Source organism: Nocardioides sp. P5_E3, from assembly GCF_054049275.1.
The window spans coordinates 59,817-81,774 of sequence record NZ_JBFUMR010000009.1 but is presented as its reverse complement, the minus strand read 5'-3'; the positions used below and the strand labels follow the sequence as shown (position 1 = coordinate 81,774).

Here is a 21,958-nt window from a genome sequence, read left to right as displayed (position 1 = left end):
CCCAGAGAACAGGTGAGATGAAATGACGGAGCTGTCCATCCGTCCGGACGAGATCCGCGACGCTCTTCAGCGCTTCGTGTCGGACTACAAGCCCGAGTCGGCCAGCAAGGAAGAGGTCGGGACCGTGGCCGAGGCCGCGGACGGCATCGCCCGTGTCAGCGGCCTTCCCTCCGTGATGGCCAACGAGCTGCTCGAGTTCGAGGACGGCACGCTCGGCCTCGCACTGAACCTCGACACCCGCGAGGTCGGCGTCGTGGTCCTGGGCGACTTCGACAAGATCGAGGAGGGCCAGGTCGTGCGTCGCACGGGCGAGATCCTCTCGGTCCCCGTCGGTGACGGCTACCTCGGCCGCGTGGTCGACCCGCTCGGCACCGCGATCGACGGTCTGGGCGAGATCACCCCGCTCGAGGGCCGCCGCGCGCTGGAGCTCCAGGCTCCCGGCGTCATGGTGCGCAAGTCGGTGCACGAGCCCCTCGCCACCGGCATCAAGGCGATCGACGCTCTGACGCCCATCGGCCGCGGCCAGCGCCAGCTGATCATCGGTGACCGCTCGACCGGCAAGACCACGATCGCCATCGACACGATCATCAACCAGAAGCAGAACTGGGAGTCCGGCGACCCGGACAAGCAGGTGCGCTGCATCTACGTCGCGATCGGTCAGAAGGGCTCGACCATCGCCGCCGTGCGTGGCGCCCTCGAGGAGGCCGGCGCGCTCGAGTACACCACCATCGTGGCCTCGCCCGCGTCCGACTCCGCCGGGTTCAAGTACCTCGCCCCCTACACCGGCTCGGCCATCGGCCAGCACTGGATGTACGAGGGCAAGCACGTCCTCATCGTGTTCGACGACCTGACCAAGCAGGCCGAGGCCTACCGCGCCGTGTCGCTGCTGCTGCGTCGTCCGCCGGGCCGTGAGGCCTACCCCGGCGACGTGTTCTACCTGCACAGCCGGCTCCTCGAGCGCTGCGCGAAGCTCTCCGACGACATGGGCAAGGGCTCGATGACGGGTCTGCCGATCATCGAGACCAAGGCCAACGACGTCTCGGCGTTCATCCCGACCAACGTCATCTCGATCACCGACGGCCAGATCTTCCTGCAGTCCGACCTGTTCGCGGCCAACCAGCGCCCCGCCATCGACGTGGGTGTCTCGGTCTCGCGAGTGGGCGGCTCGGCGATGACGAAGGCGATGAAGTCCGTCACCGGCTCGCTCAAGGTCGACCTGGCGCAGTTCCGCGCCATGGAGGCCTTCGCGATGTTCGCCTCCGACCTCGACGCCGCCTCGCGCCAGCAGCTGGACCGCGGCCAGCGCCTGATGGCGCTGCTCAAGCAGCCGCAGTACTCGCCGTACCCGGTCGAGGAGATGACGGTCTCGCTGTGGACGGGCACCTCGGGTCGGCTCGACAACGTGCCGACCGACGACGTGCTGCGCTTCGAGAACGAGTTCCTCGACTACCTGCGTCGCAGCCACGAGGGCATCCTCGCCGGCATCCGCGAGAGCCTGAAGTTCGAGGACTCCACCGAGGACCAGCTCGCTTCGGCCTACGACTCCTTCCTCGACCAGTTCGAGACTTCCGACGGTCAGAGCATCAAGGCCGGCAAGGAAGAGCACGTCGCTCTCGAGGACGAGGACGTCGAGCAGGAGCAGATCGTCAAGCAGAAGCGGGGCTGACGCAATGGCTCTCTCGGTACGCGAGTACCGCGCGCGGATCAAGTCGACGGAGTCGATGAAGAAGATCACGCGTGCCATGGAGCTCATCGCCGCGTCCCGGATCATCAAGGCGCAGCAGCGGGCCCAGGCCGCGGCTCCCTACGCCCGTGAGCTGACCCGAGCGGTGTCGGCCGTGGCGACGTACTCCAACGTCGACCACGCCCTCACCCTCGAGCCGGAGGACCCGAAGAAGGCGGCGATCCTCATCGTCACCTCCGACCGTGGTCTCGCCGGTGCCTACTCCTCGAGCGTGCTCAAGGAGGCCGAGCGGCTCATCGAGAAGCTCAAGGGCGAGGGCAAGGAGGTCGACCTCTACGTCTCCGGACGCAAGGGCGAGGCCTACTTCAAGTTCCGCCAGCGCTCGATCATGCAGGCATGGACCGGCTTCTCCGACCAGCCGACCTACGACGTCGCGGCCGAGATCGGCGCCGCGCTGATCGCGGCCTTCCTCGCCGACGCGGAGGACAGCGAGTCCGGCGTCGAGGCCGTCGACGAGGTCCACGTGGTCTACACGCGGTTCCGCTCGATGCTCAGCCAGGAGCCGACCGCCGTACGCCTGCTGCCGCTGGAGGTCGTCGAGGGCACCGAGGCCCCCGACAAGGCCGACCTGCTGCCGCTCTACGAGTTCGAGCCGTCTCCCTCGGAGGTGCTCGACTCACTGCTGCCGCGCTACGTCCAGAGCCGGATCTTCTTCGCCCTGCTGCAGGCGGCCGCGTCCGAGCTGGCCGCTCGCCAGAAGGCCATGAAGTCCGCCACGGACAACGCCGACGAGCTCATCAAGAAGTACAAGCGCATCGCCAACCAGGCCCGCCAGGCTGGCATTACCCAAGAGATCAGCGAGATCGTCGGTGGCGTCAACGCCCTTGCCGACGCACAAGCCGGGAGTGAGTGAACATGACTGCCACTGTTGAAGAGACGACCACCGAGAGCAAGGGCGGCGCCGTCGGCCGCATTGCCCGGGTCATCGGCCCCGTCGTGGACATCGAGTTCCCGACCGACTCGATGCCCGCCATCTACAACGCCCTGACCTGCGAGTTCGAGCTGAGCGGCGAGACCAAGTCGATCATCCTCGAGGTCGCCCAGCACATCGGTGACGGCATGGTCCGCGCCATCTCGATGAAGCCGACCGACGGCCTGGTCCGCGGCGGTCAGATCACCGACACGGGCGGCCCGATCACGGTCCCCGTCGGCGACGCGACGCTCGGCAAGGTGTTCAACACCACCGGTGACGTGCTCAACCTCGAGGAGGGCGAGACCTTCGAGCCCGCCGAGCGCTGGGGCATCCACCGCAAGGCGCCGGCGTTCGACCAGCTGGAGTCGAAGACCCAGATGTTCGAGACCGGCATCAAGGTCATCGACCTGCTCACCCCCTACGTCCAGGGCGGCAAGATCGGCCTGTTCGGTGGTGCCGGTGTCGGCAAGACCGTGCTCATCCAGGAGATGATCGCCCGCGTCGCGAAGGACCACGGTGGTGTGTCGGTGTTCGCCGGTGTCGGCGAGCGCACCCGTGAGGGCAACGACCTCATCGTCGAGATGGAGGAGGCCGGCGTCCTCGGCCAGACCGCCCTCGTCTTCGGCCAGATGGACGAGCCGCCGGGCACGCGCCTGCGGGTCGCCCTGTCCGCCCTGACGATGGCGGAGTACTTCCGCGACGTGCAGAAGCAGGACGTGCTGCTCTTCATCGACAACATCTTCCGCTTCACCCAGGCCGGTTCCGAGGTCTCCACGCTGCTCGGCCGCATGCCGTCCGCCGTGGGCTACCAGCCCAACCTGGCCGACGAGATGGGTCAGCTGCAGGAGCGCATCACCTCGACGCGTGGTCACTCGATCACGTCGCTCCAGGCGATCTACGTCCCCGCCGACGACTACACCGACCCGGCCCCTGCCACGACGTTCGCCCACCTGGACGCCACGACCGAGCTGTCGCGCGAGATCGCCTCGCTCGGCATCTACCCGGCCGTGGACCCGCTGACGTCGACGTCGCGCATCCTCGACCCGCAGTACATCGGCGACGACCACTACCGCTGCGCGGTGCGGGTCAAGCAGATCCTGCAGCGCAACAAGGAGCTCCAGGACATCATCGCGATCCTCGGTGTCGACGAGCTCTCCGAGGAGGACAAGATCATCGTGTCCCGCGCCCGTCGCATCCAGCGCTTCCTGTCGCAGAACACCTATGTCGCCAAGCAGTTCACCGGCATCGAGGGTTCGACCGTCCCGGTGGCCGACACCATCGAGGCGTTCAACAAGATCGCTGACGGCGAGTACGACCACGTGGCCGAGCAGGCCTTCTTCATGTGCGGCGGTCTGGACGACGTCGAGCAGAAGTGGGCCGAGATCCAGAAGAGCCTCTGATGGCCGGGTCGTCCGACAAGGTCCTCCAGGTCGAGCTGGTCGCTGCCGACCGGCTCGTCTGGTCGGGCCAGGCCACCATGGTCATCGCCCGCACGACCGAGGGCGACGTCGGCATCCTGCCCAACCACGCTCCGCTGCTGTCGTCGATCATCGAGGGCGTCGTGGACGTGCAGACCGCCGAGGGCGAGACCTGGATCGCGGCCGTCGACGCCGGCTTCCTGTCGGTGGCCGACAACCGCGTCTCGATCCTGGCCGAGCGGGCCGAGATGTCGCACGAGATCGACCTGGAGAAGGCGCGCGAGGAGCTCGAGCGCTGCAAGGCGGCCGGTGAGAACGACGACGAGGCGCAGGAGAAGCTGCGTCGCGCCGAAGCACGCATCCGCGCCGTGGAGCGGGCCTCCTGACGAGGCCCGAAACCCGACCGCTAGGGTGAGCGCACGAACCGCTGGGTTCGTGCGCTCACTGCGTTCGGAGGGTGTGGATGCCGGTCTGGGAATGGGCGCTCGACATCGTCGGGCTGTGCCTTCTCCTCGCCCTGCTCTACGGCATCGCCCTCATTGTCCGGCGCCGTCTCCTGGCGCGGCACGGCGGCACGTTCGAGCTGAGCTACCGCGCACGATCCGAGCACCCGGGCCGCGGCTGGCTGCTGGGCATCGGCCGTTACTCCGGCCAGTCGCTGGAGTGGTTCCGGATCTTCTCGCTGTCACCGCGTCCCAAGCGGGTGTGGGCCCGCGACCTGCTCGAGTACGTCAATCGCCGCTCGCCGGCGGGCGCGGAGGAGATGTCGCTCTACGACGGCCACGTCGTGGCGGCCTGCCGCTACGACGACGACCCCCTGGAGATCGCGATGAGCGAGGCCTCGCTCACCGGCTTCCAGTCCTGGCTCGAAGCCGGCCCGCCCGGCACCGACTGGAACCGCCGCTAGTCACACCGGCGGCGGCACCGGCCCCGTCGAGCCGCCCACCCGCATCCGGACCGGCAGCAGCACGTCGTCGACGACCTCGCCGGCGATGCGCGAGAGCACGGCGCGCGCGGTCGCCCGTCCCTTCTCGGCCAGCGGCTGCACGACGGTCGTCAGCTCGAGGTCGAGCCACGGCGTCGCGACCCCGTCGAAGCCGGCGACGCTGACGTCGCGGGGGACCGCCATCCCGCGTCGTCGCGCCTCGAGCACCACCCCCGCGGCCTGGACGTCGCTCTGGCAGACCACGGCCGTCGCCTCGCCGCCGCCGTCCCACCAAGCGCCGACGGCGCGCTGCGCCGCATCGAGGTCGCTGGCGCACGGGCCGATCACCTCCGCGTCCGGGTAGACGTCCCGCAGCCCGGCCTCGCGCTCGCGCTGGGGGTGCGACGGGTCGAGGGTGAGCGTCGCGACCCGGCGGTGCCCCAGGTCGTGCAGGTGCCGGGCGACGTCCGCGGCGCCGCGACGGTGCTCCACGTCGACGTACGTCGCTCCGGGCCAGGCCGGGCCCTCGACGACGACCAGGGGCACGCCGCGGGCCACCAGGTCGTCGTACGGGCCCCAGGTCTCGCACCCGCAGATGTCGTAGATGACCGCGTCGAGGGGAAGTCCGGCGTGCTCGTCGCCGTCCGGCATCAGCAGCAGGCCGAGCCCCGCGGCGTCGAGGACCTCGGAGACGGCGTCGAGCATCGGCAGAGCGGCCGGGTCGCGGAAGGCGGTGCTGAGCCGACCCACGGCGACGCCCACGACGCCGCTGCGACCGCGGCGCAGGTTGCGGGCCAGGGGATTGGGACCGGCGTAGCCCAGGGCTCCGGCAGCGGCCAGCACCCGGTCGCGCGTCTCCGCGGAGACCGGCTTGTTGCCGGAGAAGGCCAGGGATGCGGTGGAGAGCGACACGCCCGCGGCAGCCGCGACGTCGACCATGGTGGGGGTTCGGGTTGGACCGGACACGTTCCGGACGATAGCATCGAAACGATTCGATCGAAACGTTTCGCCCGTGTACCCGAGGAGCAGCACCGTGCCCACCCTGACCGCCGCGCGCAATGCCGTGGGGCTGACGTTCTTCCTCAACGGGCTGGTCTTCGCCAGCTGGGTCTCCCGCATCCCCGAGGTGCGCTCCAGCTTCGACCTCACCAACGGGCAGCTCGGCCTCGTGCTGCTCGCGATCGCGCTGGGCTCGGTGCTGGCGCTGCCGACGACCGGCGCCGCCATCAACGCCATGGGCACCGTGCGCATCGTCCGCATCGGTGCAGGCGCAGCAACCCTCGGGATGGTGGCCGCCGCGATCGGCCTGGGCGACCTGCTGCCGCTGACGGTCGCCGGGCTCTTCGTCTACGGGCTCGGCATCGGCGTCTGGGACGTGGCGATGAACGTCGAGGGTGCCGAGGTCGAGCGCGGCCTGCAGCGCACGATCATGCCGCGCTTCCACGCCGGCTTCAGCGGGGGCACGGTGGTCGGTGCCCTGCTCGGGGTGCTGCTGATCGAGCTCGGGGTGCCGGCCCTGGTACACCTCGTGGGGATCGTCCTGCTGGCCATCGTGCTGGTGTGGCGCACGTCCCCGTCGTTCCTGCCCGTGGTGGAGCGCCACGAGGAGAGCGCCCCCTCGGCGGCGCGCGCCTGGCTCGAGCCGCGGACGCTCCTGATCGGCGTCATGGTGCTGGCCCTGGCGATGACCGAGGGCACGGCCAACGACTGGCTGGCCGTCGCGCTGGTCGACGGTCACGACGTCTCCCACGCCGTGGGCGTGGCCGGGTTCGCCGTCTTCGTGCTGGCGATGACTGCGGGCCGCTTCGCCGGGACCGGCCTCATCGACCGGTTCGGCCGCGTGGCGGTGCTGTGGGGCACGATGGCGCTCGCCGGCGCCGGCGTCCTGCTGATCGTGCTCACCGAGCAGCCGGCTCTCGTCGTGGTCGGCATCGTGCTGTGGGGAGTGGGCGCCTCGCTCGGCTTCCCGGTCGGCATGAGCGCCGCCGCCGACGACCCGGTCCGGGCCGCGTCGAGGGTCAGCGTGGTGTCGACCATCGGCTACGCGGCGTTCCTCGCCGGCCCGCCACTCCTCGGCTTCGTCGGCGACGAGGTCGGGACGCTGAAGGCGCTGCTGGTCGTCGCCGTGCTCCTGATGCCCGCGGCGCTGGTCGTGCCGGCGGCCCGCGAGCAGCGCGGCGTCCGGTCCGGCCAGCCGGTCGGCTAGACCCGACCGGCCTTTCGCCGACGCTTGTCGACGTACATCGCGGCGTCTGCGGCGGCCTCGGTCTCGACGATGGTCCCCACGCGCTCCAGCGTGGCGGCGCCGATGCCGGCCGACAGCCCGGCCCCGGCCAGCTCGGTGCGGATCCGGTCGGCGTAGACGGCGACCTGCGACGCCGTGGTCTGGGGACACAGGATCCCGAACTCGTCCCCGCCGAGCCTCGCCACCACGTCGGTCTGCCGGGACGACCCGCGCACGATCCCGGCGGCCCGGCGGAGCATGGCGTCACCGGCGGCGTGACCGTCCCGGTCGTTGACCTGCTTGAGGCCGTCGAGGTCGATCATCACGATGCTCGCGTGGTCGCCCAGGCGGTGGTGGCGCGTCTGCTCGGTCTCGCAGGCACGCTGCCACGAGCGCCGGTTGCGCAGCCCGGTGAGCGCGTCGGTCTCCGACTCCAGGAGGGTCAGCTCGAGGCGACGGGCCAGGGACACGGCGCGGCCGTCGAGGTTGCGCACCACGCTGAGCAGGTGGCCGAGCAGCTGCAGCTGCGGACCGAGCTCGGTGAAGGAGTCGGGGCGGGCCTCGGGGTCGATGCCGCAGATGGTGCCGAAGAGCGTCTCGTCCTGGTTGTAGACCGGGATGCCGACGTAGCTGGTGACCGCCAGGGCACGCGCCGCGGGGTTGGAGGCGTAGGCCGGGACCCGGGAGATGTCCGGGGCGACGCCAGGAGCCCCGTTGACCCACATCTCGTGGCAGAGGGAGTCCTCCCAGGCGGGACCGTCACCGACGCCCAGCCCGAAGTCGTTGTCGGGCGTGACCTCGAGGTAGACCTGCCGGCCGTCGATCACGCGCGACACGGTCCAGAACTCCATCGGCACCTGGGCCTGCAGGTAGTCGAGGACCAGCCGGGAGGCGTCCTCGAAGCTGGTCATCGTGGCGAGCGCCGGCGGTGGCGCAAGGACAGGGCTCTGCGTGGGCACGCGTCTCCTCGAACGTGTCGGCGGAAGGTCCGGAGTCATTGTCGCCGCAACGGGCTGACCGCGCAGGCGATGCGACGGAAAGGTCAGCGTTCGCCGCCGGGCACCCACAGGACGTCGCCGTTCTCGCGGTTGGCGTGGCGGGCGAGGATGAAGAGCAGGTCCGAGAGGCGGTTGAGGTAGGTGATCGCGAGGACGTTCATCGTGTCCTCGTGCTCGGCCCACGCAGCCCACCCGGCCCGCTCGGCACGGCGTACGACGGTGCGCGCGACGTGGAGGTGGGCGGCCGCGGTCGTCCCGCCGTTGAGGATGAACGACCGCAGGGCCGGCAGGGCCTCGTTGTAGTGGTCGCACCACGCCTCGAGCCGGTCGACGTAGTCCTGCTCGATCCGCAGCGGCGGGTACTCCGGGTCCGCGACGACAGGGGTGCAGAAGTCGGCGCCGACGTCGAAGAGGTCGTTCTGCACGCGGGTGAGGACCGCGACGACGTCGTCCTCGAGACCGCCCTGGGCGAGGGCGACACCGATGTGGGCGTTGCCCTCGTCGACGCAGGCGTAGGCCTCCAGACGCAGGTCGGTCTTCGTTGTCTCGCTCATGTCGCCGAGCCGGGTGCGGCCGGCATCGCCGGTGCGGGTGTAGATACGCGTCAGGTTGACCATGCAGCGAGCCTAGTCGCGTGGACTCGCCGAAAAGGTGAGGCATCGAAGCAACCGAACGGGGTACAACTGCGTCAGGAACAGTGACAGCAGTCACAGTCGGGCGTCGGGGGACGCCGGTGAGGAGCACACCGGATGGACATCGTCTCGGACATCGTCGCGACCGGGCACGTGATCGCGCTGCACGGGGACTTCGACGTGCGCAGCACGTGGGAGGTCCGCAACGCCATCTACGAGTGCATCGACGTCCACGACGACGACGTCGTCGTCGACATGACCGACGTCTCCGCGATCGACGCGACCGCCCTGCGCCTGCTCGCGGTCGCCACCCGCCACGCCTGGCTCGCCGGCCGCCACCTGACCGTCCGCAACCCCGGCCCGGCCGTGCGCCGGATGGCGCACCTGACCCGGCTCGCCCACGCCATCGAGGTCGAGCGGGTCGCCGCGACCGCCTGAGCGTCGCTGCGGGGCACCACGGGCTGAGGCATCCGTCACACGTCCGACCCGGTGACTGGCGGGTAACCGTCGTCCTACCCTGTCGAGCATGACCGAGACTGGTGAGCCGGACCGCCCCGTCAAGGACCGGCCCTGGGTGATGCGCACCTACGCCGGCCACTCCACGGCCGAGGCGTCCAACGCGCTCTACCGCACCAACCTCGCCAAGGGCCAGACCGGCCTCAGCGTCGCCTTCGACCTGCCGACGCAGACCGGCTACGACCCGGACAGCCCGCTGAGCCGCGGCGAGGTCGGCAAGGTCGGCGTACCGGTCCCGCACCTCGGTGAGATGCGCAAGCTCTTCCACGACATCCCGCTGACCGGGATGAACACCTCGATGACCATCAACGCGACGGCCATGTGGCTGCTCGCGATGTACCAGGTCGTGGCGGAGGAGCAGAACCCCGACCTCTCGCCCGACGAGGTGGCCCACCAGCTCGCCGGCACGACCCAGAACGACATCATCAAGGAGTACCTCTCCCGGGGGACGTACGTCTTCGGGCCCGAGGCCTCCCTGCGCCTGATCGGCGACATGATCGCCTACACGGTCCACGAGATCCCGACGTGGAACCCCATCAACATCTGCAGCTACCACCTGCAGGAGGCCGGCGCGACGCCCGTGCAGGAGCTCGCGTACGCCATGTGCACCGCGATCGCCGTGCTCGACCAGGTGAAGGGGGCCGGCCAGGTCTCCGACGACGACTTCGAGAAGGTCGTCGGCCGGATCTCGTTCTTCGTCAACGCCGGCGTCCGGTTCGTCGAGGAGACCTGCAAGATGCGGGCCTTCGTACAGCTGTGGGACGAGATCACCAGGGAGCGCTACGGCGTGACCGACCCCAAGATGCGCCGCTTCCGCTATGGCGTGCAGGTCAACTCCCTCGGCCTGACCGAGGCCCAGCCGGAGAACAACGTCCAGCGGATCGTGCTGGAGATGCTCGGCGTGACGCTGTCCAAGGACGCCCGCGCCCGGGCGGTGCAGCTGCCCGCCTGGAACGAGGCGCTCGGCCTGCCGAGGCCGTGGGACCAGCAGTGGTCGCTGCGCTTCCAGCAGGTGCTCGCCTTCGAGTCCGACCTGCTCGAGTACGACGACATCTTCGCCGGCAGCCACGTGATCGAGGCCAAGGTCGCCGAGCTGGTCGAGGGCGCCAAGGCCGAGATCGACCGCGTGCAGGCGATGGGCGGGGCGATCGCCGCGGTGGAGTCGGGCTACATGAAGCAGAACCTCGTGTCCGCGCACGCCGCCCGCCGGGCCCGCATCGAGTCCGGCGACGAGGTCATCGTCGGCGTCAACAGGTTCGAGACCACCGAGCCCTCGCCGCTGACCGCCGACCTCGACGGCGCCATCATGGCCTCCGATCCGGCCGCCGAGCAGGCAGCCCTCGACTCCGTCGCGGCCTGGAAGGCCCAGCGCGACGAGGCCGAGGTCGCCGCGGCGCTGTCGGCGCTGGCCGAGGCCGCCAAGACCGACGCCAACCTGATGAAGCCGACCCTCGTCGCGGCCCGGGCGGGCGCGACGACGGGGGAGTGGGCCGGCACGCTGCGCGAGGTGTTCGGCGAGTTCCGGGCTCCCACCGGCGTCAGCGGTGCCGTGGGTGTCGCAGAGGCCGGGGCCGACCTCACCGCCGTACGTGACCGGGTGCGGGCGACCGCCGAGGAGCTGGGCGGCCGGCTGCGGGTGCTGGTCGGCAAGCCGGGGCTCGACGGTCACTCCAACGGCGCCGAGCAGGTCGCCGTACGTGCGCGCGACGCGGGCTTCGAGGTGATCTACCAGGGCATCCGGCTCACGCCCGACCAGATCGTCGCGGCGGCCGTGGCCGAGGACGTGCACCTCGTCGGGCTCTCGATCCTCTCCGGCTCGCACATGGAGCTGGTGCCCGACGTGCTCGACGGGCTCGCGGCCGCGGGGCTCGGCGACCTCCCGGTGATCGTGGGCGGCATCATCCCGGCCTCCGACGCCCGGGCACTGATCGAGCGCGGGGTGGCCGCGGTCTACACCCCCAAGGACTTCGGGTTGACCGGGATCATGGGTGGCTTCGTGGACGTGATCCGCGCGGCCCACGGGTTGGACGACGATAGGTAAGGCTGCCCTTACCCTCTGCTACCCTCCCCGCGTGGGCAAGCAGGACAAGAAGGACAAGAAGGCACGGGCCAAGGTCGACACCTCGGTCCAGCTGACGATGCGCAAGCTCCCCAAGACCGAGTGCTGCGTGTCGAAGAAGCGCTGCCAGCGGTGCCCCCTGCGCATGCTCAAGGAGGGCACCCTGCCCGTCGGCTACACCGTCCACAAGCGCAAGCTGGTGCGGCTCGACGGCAAGAAGGTCACCAAGAAGAAGCTTGCCAAGGCAGCCTGACCCGAGCCCGACCCGTCCCCCCGACAGAGGAGCCCCTGTGCCCGCCACCCGCTTCGTCGCGCAGCTCAACGCCCAGATCGGCAACGAGCTCGCCGCCCACAACCAGTACCTCGCCTGCGCCATCTACTACGACGCGCTGACCATGCCCCGCATGGCGGCGTTCTTCTACGAGCAGGCGCTCGAGGAGCGCGGGCACGCCATGATGATGGTCCAGTACCTCGTCGACACCGACTCCGAGGTCGTCATCCCGGCCGTCGACGCGCCGACCTCGACCTTCGCCGACCTCGTCGCCCCGGTCGAGCTGGCCCTCGCCCAGGAGCGCGCGGTTACCGACCAGGTCAACGGCCTGCTGCGCATCGCGCGCGAGGAGAGTGACTTCGCCTCCGAGCAGTTCATGCAGTGGTTCATCAAGGAGCAGGTCGAGGAGGTCGCGACCATGAGCGACCTGCTGGCGGTCGCGACCCGCAACCGCGACGACATCGAGGACATCGAGGAGTACGTCGCCCGTGAGCACGGCGGCGAGGGCGAGGACCCGACCGCGCCGCGCCAGGCCGGCGCCGGGGGCTGACAGACTGCCGCCATGCGACGCGTGATCGTGGTGGGGGCCGGCGTGATCGGGCTGTCCTGCGCCGTGCGGCTGCTCGAGGCGGGACACCGCGTCGACGTGGTCGGGCGCGACCTGCCGCTGGAGACGACGTCGTCGGTCGCGGCGGCTGTCTGGTCGCCCTACTCCAGACCGCAGGAGCACGTCGCCAGGTGGGCGCGGGCGGCGTACGACGCCTTTGCGGAGCTGTGCGACGACGAGTCGGCCGGCGTGGTCATGCGCACCGGCACCGAGCTCTTCCGCGAGCCGTCCGGCGACGTGTGGTGGCGCGACGCCCTGCCGCCCGGCGCCGGGCCCGACCGCGAGACCAGCCTGCCCGAGGGGTATGCGTCCGGCTTGACGATGCGTACACCGGTGGTCGAGATGCCGGTCTACCTCCGCTGGCTCGCCGCCCGGGTCGATGAGCTCGGCGGCACCGTCACCCGGATGAACCTGTCCGCGCTGCCCACCGGCGACGCCCTGGTCGTCAACGCCAGCGGCATCGGAGCGCGCCTGCTGGGCGGCGATCGCACGGTGTCGCCCGTGCGTGGCCAGGTCGTGCTCGTGGAGCAGGTGGGGATCGACCACTGGTGGATCGACGCCGAGACCCCGTCGTACGTGGTGCCACGTGCCCACGACGTCGTGCTGGGCGGGACGGCGATCGAGGGGGAGTGGAGTCGGACCCCGGAGCCGGCGGTGGCCGCCTCGATCCTCGAGCGGGCAGCGCGGATCGAGCCGCGCCTGGCCGGCGCCCGCGTGCTGCGTCACAAGGTCGGGCTGCGGCCCAGCCGTCCCTCGGTGCGCCTCGAGCGGGTCGGCGACGTCGTCCACTGCTACGGCCACGGCGGCTGCGGTGTGACCGTGAGCTGGGGCTGTGCCGACGACGTGGTGGGCCTGATCGATGGGTGACCTCCAGTGCGCCGCGCGGATCTTCGTGGCGCGTCACGGTGCGGCCGACTACGAGAGCGAGCTCCTCAGCGACGCGGGCGGCTGGTTGAGCCCGCTCGGCCGTCAGCAGTCGCGCGAGCTGGCCGGCCAGGTCGAGGGTGAGCGGATCTCGCGGGTGTGGACCAGCGACCTCTCGCGTGCCGTGCAGACCGGGGAGATCGTCGCCGCCAGGACCGGCGTCGACGTCACCGTCCGCACCGGCCTGCGCGAGTTCGGCGTCGGCGACGCCGCCGGGACGACGGGTGATCCCGACCCCTTCGCATCGACGTTCGCCGCCTGGCTCGGCGGCGACCTGTCCGCCCGCATCCCCGGGGGCGAGAGCGGGCTCGAGGTGGTGGCCCGCTACGAGGCCGTCCTCGAGGAGGTCGCCGACGCGCACCGGGGCGAGTCGGTGCTGGTGGTCAGCCACGGCGGCGTGATGTCCATGGTGCTTCCGCTGCTGGCCGGCAACCTCGCGCCCGACCACACGCGCGACATCCCGCTGCCCAACTGCGGCGTGGTCGCGCTCGAGGCCGACGCCGACGGCTGGGTGGCCCGCTCCTGGGCTGGCCGGCCGCTCGACTGAGGCGATGATCGTGGTGGCGCTCAGCGCGTCACGCCGACGGCCCACAGCAGGACGGCCAGGGCGACCATCGCCACCAGCGCCAGCCCCATGCGTACGGCCATCCCCTTCGTCCACAGCGACATGAGCGTCTCGCTGCGGCCACGACGGTCGAGCGGCGTCACCTCGACGACCGCTCCGCGGTCGATCGGCCCGTACACGTGGGGATAGGTGTCGTCGCCGACGGGCTCCACCCGCACCTCCGCGTGCGTCAGCCGCGACGGGTCGATGGTGAGCAGCACGAGGTGCTCGCCGGCGCCGCGGTAGTAGCGGTCGAACACGCCCTGCACCTGGTCACGCCGACTGGCGTGGATGAACCCCTCCTCCTCGAGGCTGCGCCCGATGGTCGAGGTGGTGTAGGTCCCGCTCTCCAGCGTCCGCCGCCAGTCCGCGGCGGTGGCGATGTGGAAGATGCGCTCAGGCGGACTCGGTGTCACCATGCGAGGGTAGCGACGTGACCGGCCCGGCGCGCGGGCTAGAAGAGCCGGTGCTCGGCGTCGTCCATGCCGCGGAGCGCGTCGTAGTCGACGAGGGCGCAGGCGATGCCGCGGTCGGTGGCGAGCACGCGGGCCTGGGGCTTGATCTCCTGGGCGGCGTAGATGCCGCGCACGGGTCCCTTGCTGGTGAGCATCGGGTCGCGGTTGAGGAGCTCGAGGTAGCGGGTGAGCTGCTCGACGCCGTCGATCTCGCCACGCCGCTTGATCTCGACCGCGACGGACAGGCCGTCGGCGTCGCGGCACATGAGGTCGACCGGGCCGATGGCCGTCATGAACTCACGGCGGACCAGGGTGAGGCCGTCGGCGAGGGTGGCGGGGTGCTCGGCGAGCAGCTCCTGGAGGTGCTTCTCGACGCCGTCCTTCTGCAGGCCCGGGTCGACGCCGAGTTCGTGCGAGGAGTCGTGCAGCACCTCGTCGATCAGGATCCGCAGGGTGTCGTCGGACTTGGTCGCGGTCACCAGCCACTCGGCCTGGCCGTCCTCGGAGACGCCCTCGCGGACGGTGCACGGGGGCGACATCCAGTTGAGCGGCTTGTAGGAGCCGCCGTCGGAGTGGATCAGCACCGACCCGTCCGACTTGAGCATCAGGACGCGGGTGGCGAGCGGGAGGTGGGCCGAGAGACGTCCGGCGTAGTCCACCTGGCAGCGTGCGACGACGATCCTCACGACGGGCGAATCTACAGTGACCCCGTGACCGACCACGCAGTGCGCCCCGCGCGGCAACGCGACCTCGCGCAGCTCGCGGCTCTGGAGGACTCCGGGCTCGCGATGTTCGAGGAGGTGCTCGGGGACCTCACCGGCGACGCGCTGGCCTCTCCGGCCGTCAGCGGGCACGACCGGGCGGCCGAGCCGGGCTTCATCCTGGTGGCGGGGGACCCGGCCATCGGCTTCACCCACGTGCGCGACCTGGAGTCGCACGCGCACCTCGACCAGATCTCGGTGCACCCCGAGCACGCCCGCCGCGGGGTGGGCGCCGCGCTGCTGGAGGCGGCGGCCGAGCGCGCGACAGTCAAGGGGCACGGGTCGCTGACGTTGACGACGTACGCCGACATCGCGTGGAACGCACCGTTCTACGCCCGTCACGGCTTCGTCGAGGTCGGCGACGACGAGCCGCGGACGGCGACCCAGCTCGCGATCTCGAGCAACGAGGAGCGGCTCGGGCTGGAGCGCCATGGCCGGAGGATCTGGATGCGGCGGGTCCTCCGTGCCCACCGGACCACCGAGGAGATCGCCGACTTCCTGCCGATGATCGACGCGAGCCCGCGCGACGTCGGGACGCTCCGCTCCGTCGTACGCCGGCCGGGTCCAGGACAGCGCGAGGTGCTGGACGTCGGCCACCTCGACGTCACCGAGGGCCTCGTCGGCGACACGTGGATCGAGCGGGGGAGTCGTCGCATGCCGGACGGCTCGCCCCACCCCGACATGCAGCTCAACCTGATGAACCACCGCCTCGTCGAGCTCCTCGCCCAGGACCCCGAGCGCGAGCCGCTCGCCGGCGACCAGATGTTCGTCGACCTCGACCTGTCCCACGACAACCTGCCCGCCTGGAGCGAGCTCCACATCGGCGGGCCCGACGGCGCGGTCATCGTGGTCACCGACCAGCCGCACACCGGGTGCGGCAAGTTCATCGCCCGCTTCGGCAAGGACGCGCTGGCCTTCGTCAACGGGCCCGAGGGCAAGCCGCGCCGGCTGCGCGGGCTGTGCGCCAAGGTGGTGCGTCCGGGCCCGGTCCGACCGGGCGACGAGGTGCGCGTCGTACGCCCGGACCGACCGGAGGAGTGACGGTTGCCACACTCGGCTCGGCTGAACGGCGTGGGAGCATGCGTCCATGACTGACACGGCTACAGCTACGTTCACCACCGTCGGCGTCATCGGCCTCGGCACCATGGGCGCCGGCATCGCCGAGGTGTTCGCGCGCAACGGCTACTCGGTCATCGGGGTCGAGGTCAGCGACGCGGCCGTCCAGCGCGGGCGCGAGCACCTCGAGCACTCCACGGGACGGGCGGTCAAGCGCGAGAAGATGACGCAGGAGGCGGCCGACGAGCTGCTCGGCCGCATCACGCTGACGACCGAGATGCAGGACCTCGCCGACGCCGACCTCGTGGTCGAGGCCGTCGTCGAGTCGCTCGAGGTCAAGAAGTCGATCTTCCGGATGCTGGACGGCATCGTCCGCCCGGACGCCGTCCTGGCGACCAACACGTCCTCGCTCAGCGTCACCGAGATCTCCACCGCCAACTCGAGCCCCGGCCGGGTGGTGGGCGTCCACTTCTTCAACCCGGCGCCCGTGCAGAACCTCGTCGAGGTCATCCGCACGGTCGTCACCGAGCCCGACGTCCTCACCGACGTGGTGACGCTGCTGCGCGACCTGGGCAAGAACCCGGTCGTCTGCGGCGACAAGGCCGGCTTCATCGCCAACACCCTCCTCTTCGGCTACCTCAACCACGCGGTCGCGATGTACGAGGGCAAGTACGCCTCGCGCGAGGACATCGACGCCGCCATGCGCTTCGGCTGCGGCTACCCGATGGGACCGCTGGCGCTGCTCGACCTGATCGGCCTCGACACGGCCTACGAGATCCTCGACACGATGTACAAGCAGGGCCGCGACCGGCTGCACGCGCCGGCGCCGATCCTCAAGCAGTACGTCACCGCGGGCCTGCTCGGCCGCAAGTCGGGACGTGGCTTCTACACCTACGAGGCGCCGGACAGCCCGGTGGTGGTCGACGACGCGCACACCCCGAGCGCCGACGACAAGCCGCAGCTGCGCCACGACGTCCGGCTCGTCGGCGTCGTCGGCACCGGCACGATGGCCTGCGGCATCGTCGAGGTCTTCGCCAAGGCCGGTTACGACGTGCTCTTCACCGGTCGCGGCCAGGACAAGGTCGCCGGCGTCGTCGCCGCCATCACGAAGAACTTCGACAAGCAGATCCAGCGCGGCCGCGCCACCGAGGAGCAGAAGACCGAGGTGCTCGGCCGGGTGCGCGGCACCACGTCGCTCGACGACCTCAAGGACGTCGACCTCGTCGTCGAGGCGATCGCCGAGGACCTCGCCGTCAAGACGACGCTCTTCGAGAACCTCGACGAGATCTGCAAGCCCGGCGCCATCCTGGCGACGACCACGTCCTCGCTGCCGATCATCTCGATGGCGAGGGTGACCAAGCGTCCGCAGGACGTCATCGGCATGCACTTCTTCAACCCCGCCGCGGTCATGAAGCTCGTCGAGGTCGTGTCCACCGTCGCCACCGACGAGGCGGTCACCGAGACCGTCCTCGCGCTGTGCGAGGAGGTCGGCAAGGTGGCGGTGCGGTGCGGCGACCGTTCGGGCTTCATCGTCAACGCGCTGCTCTTCCCCTACCTCAACGACGCGGTGAGGATGCTCGAGGCGCACTACGCGACCGCCGACGACATCGACACGGCGATGAAGCAGGGTTGTGCGCTCCCGATGGGGCCCTTCGAGCTGCTCGACGTGGTGGGCAACGACGTCTCGCTGGCGATCCAGCGCGAGCTCTACCTCGAGTTCCGCGAGCCGGGCTTCGCGCCGGCCCCGCTGCTCGAGCACCTCGTCACGGCCGGCTACCTCGGCCGCAAGACCGGTCGCGGCTTCCGCGACTACAGCGCGCGCTAGTCCAAGCAGAACTCGTTGCCCTCCGGGTCGGTCATGACGATGTGGCCCGCGGTCATCGGCGGGGCGGGCTCGTGCCGCTCGACCCGGGTCGCACCGAGGGCGACGAGGCGGTCGCTCTCGGCCTCCAGCGCCGCCATCCGCTCGTCGCCGTCGAGCCCGGGCGCGGCCCTGAGGTCGAGGTGGACGCGGTTCTTCGCCGTCTTGCCCTCGGGCACCTGCTGGAAGAACAGCCGGGGCCCGTCGCCGTCGGGGTCCTGAGCCGCGGACGCAGAGTTCCACTGCGACTCCGGCACGCCGACCTCGCGGAGGAAGTCGTGCCACGCGTCGAAGGGGTCCTGGCCCGGCGCGAGCTCACGCCCCGGTGGCGGCGGGTTGACGTAGCCCATCGCGTCGGCCCAGAAGCGGGAGAGCGACTCGGGGTCGTGGGCGTCGAAGGTCACCTGGATGGTCCGGCTCATGCCGGCCATCCTGCCGCGCGCCACCGACATCGGCCATCGCTGCGAGCCGGACACGCCCCGTCCGGCAGCGGCTCCGGACGGTGAGCGGTCAGCGGTTGTCGACGACGAGCGCCGCGAGGCGGGCGCGCGTGTTGATGTCGAGCTTGCGGTAGATGTGGGTGAGGTGCGCGTCGACGGTGCGCGGGGAGACGTAGAGCTCCTCGGCGATCTGGCGGCTGGTCAGCCCGTGCGCCACCCGCTCGGCGACCTGGCGCTCGGCGGCCGTGAGCGCGTCGAGCACCGACGGTCGTGCGGATGCGGTCCGGTTGAAGACGGCCGTGACGAGCGCGACCGACTCGGCGGACAGGTCGTCACCGTCGAGCCACTCCTCGGGTGCCCGCGCGGCCGGCACGACGTCGTAGTCGGCGGAGTAGCCCCAGCGCGCCGCCTTGCGCGGCGTGCGGAGTGCGAAGGCAGCCGCGGCCAGCGACCGCGCCTCGGAGAGGTCGCGGACGCGCGCGACCCCGGCGAGCCCGTCGAGCACGTCGGCGGCGCGCAGCGGCAGGCGCATGGTGCGGCAGTGGTCGAGTGCGGTGAGGTAGGTCGTCGTGGCCTGGTCGAGGTCGCCGAGGTCCACCAGCGCGCGGCCGAGGAGCAGGCGGGCATCGACCCCGTCGCGGCCCAGGCGCGCGGAGTCGGCCAGGGCCACCACGTCGGCGGCCAGTCCTGCTGCGCGCTTCGCGTCGCCCCTGGCCAGCAGGTCGCGCCCGTCCTGCGCGAGCACGGGGAGGCGGACGGCCCACGGCAGCGTCTCCCGTACGACGTCGGTGGGCACCCAGGTCGGGTCGAGGTTGCGCAGGAGCGTCTCGGCGAGCAGCCCGACCCGGTCCTCCGCGAGCTCACGGGCCTCGACGACGACGGCCCGGGTGCCGGCGACGGCCTCGGCGATGCGGCCCTGCTCGAGGGCGATCCGCGCCAGCACGGTGCGCAGCGACAGGTCGATCCAACGCTCGTCCCCGGTGATGCGCGCGGGCATCGCGGCGGCGGCGGCCTCCGTGGCCTCGGCGAAACGACCCTGCGAGGCGTAGAGGTCGGCCAGCGTGCGGGTGGCCTGGCGGGTGATCGAGCCGTCCGGGTCGAGCTCGATCGCACGCCGGGCCTCGGACTCGGCGCTGGTCAGGTCGCCGGCGTCGAGGTGCATCTCGGCCCGGATGGACGCGGTCTTGGAGAGCTGCTCCTCGGGGATGGGCGCGGAGGAGGCGTGCTCGTCGGAGCGCGCGAGGAGCCAGAGCCCCTCGTAGGTCCCGCGCATCTCGGAGGCAGCGATGCCGGCCCGTCGTGCGATCTGGGCGCCCATGGCGGGCGGTCCGTCCCCGCTGGCGAGGGCGCCCTCGAGGATCTCGACGGCCTCGCGCGCGCGCATGGAGGTGTAGAGGGAGGAGAAGATGCGGTTGGCCACCGAGTAGCCGTCCGCGCGCGTCTCGGGCTCCGCGCAGGCCGTCAGGACCGCGTGGCGCATGGCGGGCAGGTCGCCGAGCCACTCGGCGTCGGCCGCGCCGTAGTTGTCGTGGGCCGGCGCGTGCGTCTCGGCCCAGGCGAGCAGCCCGGCACGGACCGCGGCCACGTCGTCGGGGCGGGCCAGGGCGCGCGCTCGGCCGCGGATCGGCGACAGCATGTCGAAGTGGCCCTGGGCGTCGACCTCGAGCAGGCTGCGGCGCACCAGGTTGCCGGCGAGCTCGGCGGTCTCCGGGACGGACGCGTCCAGCACGTGCGCCAGCACCCCGAGGCCGACGTGGAAGTCGAGCAGCCCGATGCGGCGCAGGGCGGCGGCGCTGGCCTCGTCGAGGAGGTCGTGGGCCGAGTCCACCGCCTGGTCGAGGCTGACCGCGGACATCGCGTTGCTGAGCCCGACGAGCGCCGACTGCACGGCGACCTGCTCGATCAGCAGCGGCAGACCACCGGTGGCGCGCAGCAGGCGGCGTACCTCGTGCGCCTGCTCGGCCAGGTCGACCTGCTGTCCACCGGCCGCGCGGATGCGGCGGAGGAACAGCTCGACGGCGGGACCCTCCAGAGGGGCGCGCTGGGCCGGCACCGGCAGCGGTCCGACGCGGACGACGGACTCGGCCGGCTGGCCGGCGGTCGTCAGCGCCGTCACCACCACGCGGGCGTCGGTGGTCGCCTCGAGCACCGACTGGAGGACCGGACCGGCCTCCGTCGTGTCGAGGTCGAGGCCGTCGAGGACGAGCAGGCACTCACGCCCGTCGACCGCGCGGCCGAGGGCACCCGTCAGCGAGTCGCCCGGCGCCGTCTCCGACTCGAGGCTCTCCAGGGCCGCGACGAGCACGTCGTCGATCGTGCGCAGGCTGCGGGCGTCGACCCACGAGGCGGCCGTGGTCGCGGCGGCGGCGACGTGGCGCACGAGCAGCGTCTTGCCGCTGCCGGGCGGGCCCACGACGGTGACCCACCTCGACTCCTCCAGCGCCTCGTGCAGCGCTCGCTGCACGTCCTCACGACCGAGACAGGGGGACAGCACGACACGAACCTATCGCTCCTACGCACCTGAGTTACGTAGGACTACGGATGCCGGGACAGCTGGGTTCGCGGGAGTCTTCTCGTACGCCGAGGGCATCGAGGCCGCGCGAGGGGATGGCCCCGCTGCCCACCGGCCGCTTGTCGGAGCAGGTCGCACATCGTCGGGGGTCGATGGGCGGCCTGCTCTTGCAGGTCCCGAGCCGGCCGGACCTTTCCGCCGATGCGTACTCTGGGCCCATGGAACTCGTGCTCCTGCTGGTCGTCATCGGCGGGCTCGTGGCGGTCGCCATCACGGCCGGCAAGACGGGCAAGAGGCGTGAGCTGGTGCGCGCCGAGTCCGAGGTCGCCCCGGTCAAGAAGCTCGCCGAGGAGGACGTGACCGCCCTCGGTGTGGAGCTGCAGGATCTCGACATCGAGCTGGCCGGCCACCCGCTCGACGCAGGCGCTAACGCCGACTACCAGCGCGCCCTCGACTCCTACGAGTCGGCCAAGGTGGCCGCTGCGGCGCTCACCAAGCCCGAGGAGGTCAAGCACGTCACCGAGATCCTCGAGGACGGCCGCTACGCGATGGCGTGCGTGCGCGCCCGGGTGGCGGGGGAGCCGCTGCCGCAGCGCCGCCCCCCGTGCTTCTTCGACCCGCGCCACGGCATGTCCGTCGCCGACGTCCCGTGGACCCCGCCGGGCGGCGCGCAGCGCGAGGTCCCGGCGTGCGCGCTCGACGTCGAGCGCGTGCGTGCCGGCGCCGAGCCCGACATCCGCAAGGTCATGGTCGGCTCGCGCCGCGTGCCCTACTGGCAGGGCGGCCGGGCCTACCAGCCCTACGCGCAGGGCTACTTCGGCGCTTTCTCGCCGATGGACTGGATGTTCATGGGGATGCTCTTCGGTGGCGGCTTCGACGGCCTCGGTGAGGGCATCGGGGCGATCGGTGAGGGCATCGGCGACATGTTCGGCGGTATCGGCGACGGCATCGGCGGCATGTTCGACGGGTTCGACGGCTTCGACTTCTGAGCCGTCCACCCGCAGGGAGGGCCGCGCGAAAAGGCCCTTCCCAGGGGTG

22 protein-coding genes are annotated in these 21,958 nt (G+C 71.2%); 15 read left to right on the top strand and 7 right to left on the bottom strand.

The genetic code is table 11. The features are described 5' to 3' along the window. The first annotated feature begins 22 nt into the window (after positions 1–22). From atpA to ACXJKB_RS07575, 5 genes are all read left to right on the top strand, one after another. Positions 23–1,666 (top strand): F0F1 ATP synthase subunit alpha, encoded by a 1,644-nt coding sequence (gene atpA / locus ACXJKB_RS07595; RefSeq protein WP_457186977.1) that lies wholly within the window; start codon positions 23–25, stop codon positions 1,664–1,666. Positions 1,667–1,670: 4 nt separating this feature from the next. After that, on the top strand, positions 1,671–2,597 hold the full coding sequence (locus ACXJKB_RS07590) for a F0F1 ATP synthase subunit gamma (RefSeq protein ID WP_457186975.1): 927 nt from the start codon (positions 1,671–1,673) through the stop codon (positions 2,595–2,597). A gap of 2 nt (positions 2,598–2,599) precedes the next feature. Beyond that, on the top strand, positions 2,600–4,057 hold the full coding sequence (atpD, locus tag ACXJKB_RS07585) for a F0F1 ATP synthase subunit beta (RefSeq protein WP_457186973.1): 1,458 nt from the start codon (positions 2,600–2,602) through the stop codon (positions 4,055–4,057). Continuing rightward, positions 4,057–4,461, top strand: coding sequence for a F0F1 ATP synthase subunit epsilon (locus ACXJKB_RS07580; RefSeq protein ID WP_300051412.1), 405 nt, complete (start codon positions 4,057–4,059; stop codon positions 4,459–4,461). Before atpD ends, ACXJKB_RS07580 begins: the two co-directional genes overlap by 1 nt. Before the next feature lie 77 nt (positions 4,462–4,538). After that, a complete protein-coding gene (locus tag ACXJKB_RS07575) occupies positions 4,539–4,982 on the top strand; it encodes a DUF2550 domain-containing protein (protein WP_457186970.1) in 444 nt (147 codons plus the stop codon). On the opposite strand, the gene ACXJKB_RS07570 is transcribed toward ACXJKB_RS07575, so the two are convergent. After that, positions 4,983–5,966: a LacI family DNA-binding transcriptional regulator gene (locus ACXJKB_RS07570; RefSeq protein WP_457186968.1), complete on the bottom strand. Its 984-nt coding sequence runs from the start codon at positions 5,964–5,966 to the stop codon at positions 4,983–4,985. A gap of 67 nt (positions 5,967–6,033) precedes the next feature. Between ACXJKB_RS07570 and ACXJKB_RS07565 the strand changes: the two genes are divergently transcribed. Next, positions 6,034–7,206: an MFS transporter gene (locus tag ACXJKB_RS07565; RefSeq protein WP_457186966.1), complete on the top strand. Its 1,173-nt coding sequence runs from the start codon at positions 6,034–6,036 to the stop codon at positions 7,204–7,206. On the opposite strand, the gene ACXJKB_RS07560 is transcribed toward ACXJKB_RS07565, so the two are convergent. Both ACXJKB_RS07560 and ACXJKB_RS07555 read right to left on the bottom strand, forming a co-directional pair. Further along, a complete protein-coding gene (locus ACXJKB_RS07560) occupies positions 7,203–8,183 on the bottom strand; it encodes a sensor domain-containing diguanylate cyclase (RefSeq protein ID WP_457186964.1) in 981 nt (326 codons plus the stop codon). The two genes, ACXJKB_RS07565 and ACXJKB_RS07560, sit on opposite strands and share 4 nt — an antisense overlap. A gap of 83 nt (positions 8,184–8,266) precedes the next feature. Then, a complete protein-coding gene (locus tag ACXJKB_RS07555; protein WP_457186962.1) occupies positions 8,267–8,839 on the bottom strand; it encodes a cob(I)yrinic acid a,c-diamide adenosyltransferase in 573 nt (190 codons plus the stop codon). A 132-nt stretch (positions 8,840–8,971) separates the two neighbouring features. Here ACXJKB_RS07555 and ACXJKB_RS07550 point away from each other — a divergent pair, with 132 nt between their 5' ends. From ACXJKB_RS07550 to ACXJKB_RS07525, 6 genes are all read left to right on the top strand, one after another. Further along, positions 8,972–9,292, top strand: coding sequence for an STAS domain-containing protein (locus ACXJKB_RS07550; protein ID WP_457186960.1), 321 nt, complete (start codon positions 8,972–8,974; stop codon positions 9,290–9,292). Positions 9,293–9,380: 88 nt separating this feature from the next. Beyond that, positions 9,381–11,411, top strand: a complete 2,031-nt coding sequence (locus ACXJKB_RS07545; protein WP_457186959.1) for a protein meaA — start codon at positions 9,381–9,383, stop codon at positions 11,409–11,411. A gap of 31 nt (positions 11,412–11,442) precedes the next feature. Continuing rightward, positions 11,443–11,682, top strand: coding sequence for a hypothetical protein (locus ACXJKB_RS07540; protein WP_300051436.1), 240 nt, complete (start codon positions 11,443–11,445; stop codon positions 11,680–11,682). 37 nt (positions 11,683–11,719) lie between these two features. Further along, positions 11,720–12,250, top strand: coding sequence for a ferritin (locus tag ACXJKB_RS07535; protein ID WP_457186957.1), 531 nt, complete (start codon positions 11,720–11,722; stop codon positions 12,248–12,250). A 12-nt stretch (positions 12,251–12,262) separates the two neighbouring features. After that, positions 12,263–13,174, top strand: a complete 912-nt coding sequence (locus ACXJKB_RS07530) for an FAD-dependent oxidoreductase (protein ID WP_457186955.1) — start codon at positions 12,263–12,265, stop codon at positions 13,172–13,174. Then, a complete protein-coding gene (locus tag ACXJKB_RS07525) occupies positions 13,167–13,778 on the top strand; it encodes a histidine phosphatase family protein (RefSeq protein WP_457186953.1) in 612 nt (203 codons plus the stop codon). Before ACXJKB_RS07530 ends, ACXJKB_RS07525 begins: the two co-directional genes overlap by 8 nt. Positions 13,779–13,798: 20 nt before the next feature. Here ACXJKB_RS07525 and ACXJKB_RS07520 read toward each other — a convergent pair whose 3' ends face one another. Further along, positions 13,799–14,251 (bottom strand): DUF952 domain-containing protein, encoded by a 453-nt coding sequence (locus ACXJKB_RS07520; protein ID WP_457186951.1) that lies wholly within the window; start codon positions 14,249–14,251, stop codon positions 13,799–13,801. Between the two features lie 38 nt (positions 14,252–14,289). Next, a complete protein-coding gene (gene nucS / locus ACXJKB_RS07515) occupies positions 14,290–15,012 on the bottom strand; it encodes an endonuclease NucS (protein ID WP_457186949.1) in 723 nt (240 codons plus the stop codon). Between nucS and ACXJKB_RS07510 the strand changes: the two genes are divergently transcribed. Then, positions 15,001–16,092 (top strand): GNAT family N-acetyltransferase, encoded by a 1,092-nt coding sequence (locus tag ACXJKB_RS07510; protein WP_457186947.1) that lies wholly within the window; start codon positions 15,001–15,003, stop codon positions 16,090–16,092. The genes nucS and ACXJKB_RS07510 overlap by 12 nt on opposite strands. A gap of 46 nt (positions 16,093–16,138) precedes the next feature. After that, entirely contained in the window at positions 16,139–17,932 is a 1,794-nt protein-coding gene (locus ACXJKB_RS07505) for a 3-hydroxyacyl-CoA dehydrogenase family protein (RefSeq protein WP_457186945.1), read from the top strand. Here the strand turns inward: ACXJKB_RS07505 and ACXJKB_RS07500 are convergent. After that, positions 17,929–18,390 (bottom strand): VOC family protein, encoded by a 462-nt coding sequence (locus tag ACXJKB_RS07500; RefSeq protein WP_457186943.1) that lies wholly within the window; start codon positions 18,388–18,390, stop codon positions 17,929–17,931. The two genes, ACXJKB_RS07505 and ACXJKB_RS07500, sit on opposite strands and share 4 nt — an antisense overlap. A gap of 88 nt (positions 18,391–18,478) precedes the next feature. Next, complete coding sequence (locus ACXJKB_RS07495; protein WP_457186941.1) at positions 18,479–20,902, bottom strand: LuxR C-terminal-related transcriptional regulator; 2,424 nt, start codon at positions 20,900–20,902, stop codon at positions 18,479–18,481. A gap of 236 nt (positions 20,903–21,138) precedes the next feature. On the opposite strand from ACXJKB_RS07495, the gene ACXJKB_RS07490 reads away from it, so the two are divergent. Further along, a complete protein-coding gene (locus ACXJKB_RS07490) occupies positions 21,139–21,909 on the top strand; it encodes a hypothetical protein (RefSeq protein ID WP_457186939.1) in 771 nt (256 codons plus the stop codon). Positions 21,910–21,958: the final 49 nt, after the last annotated feature.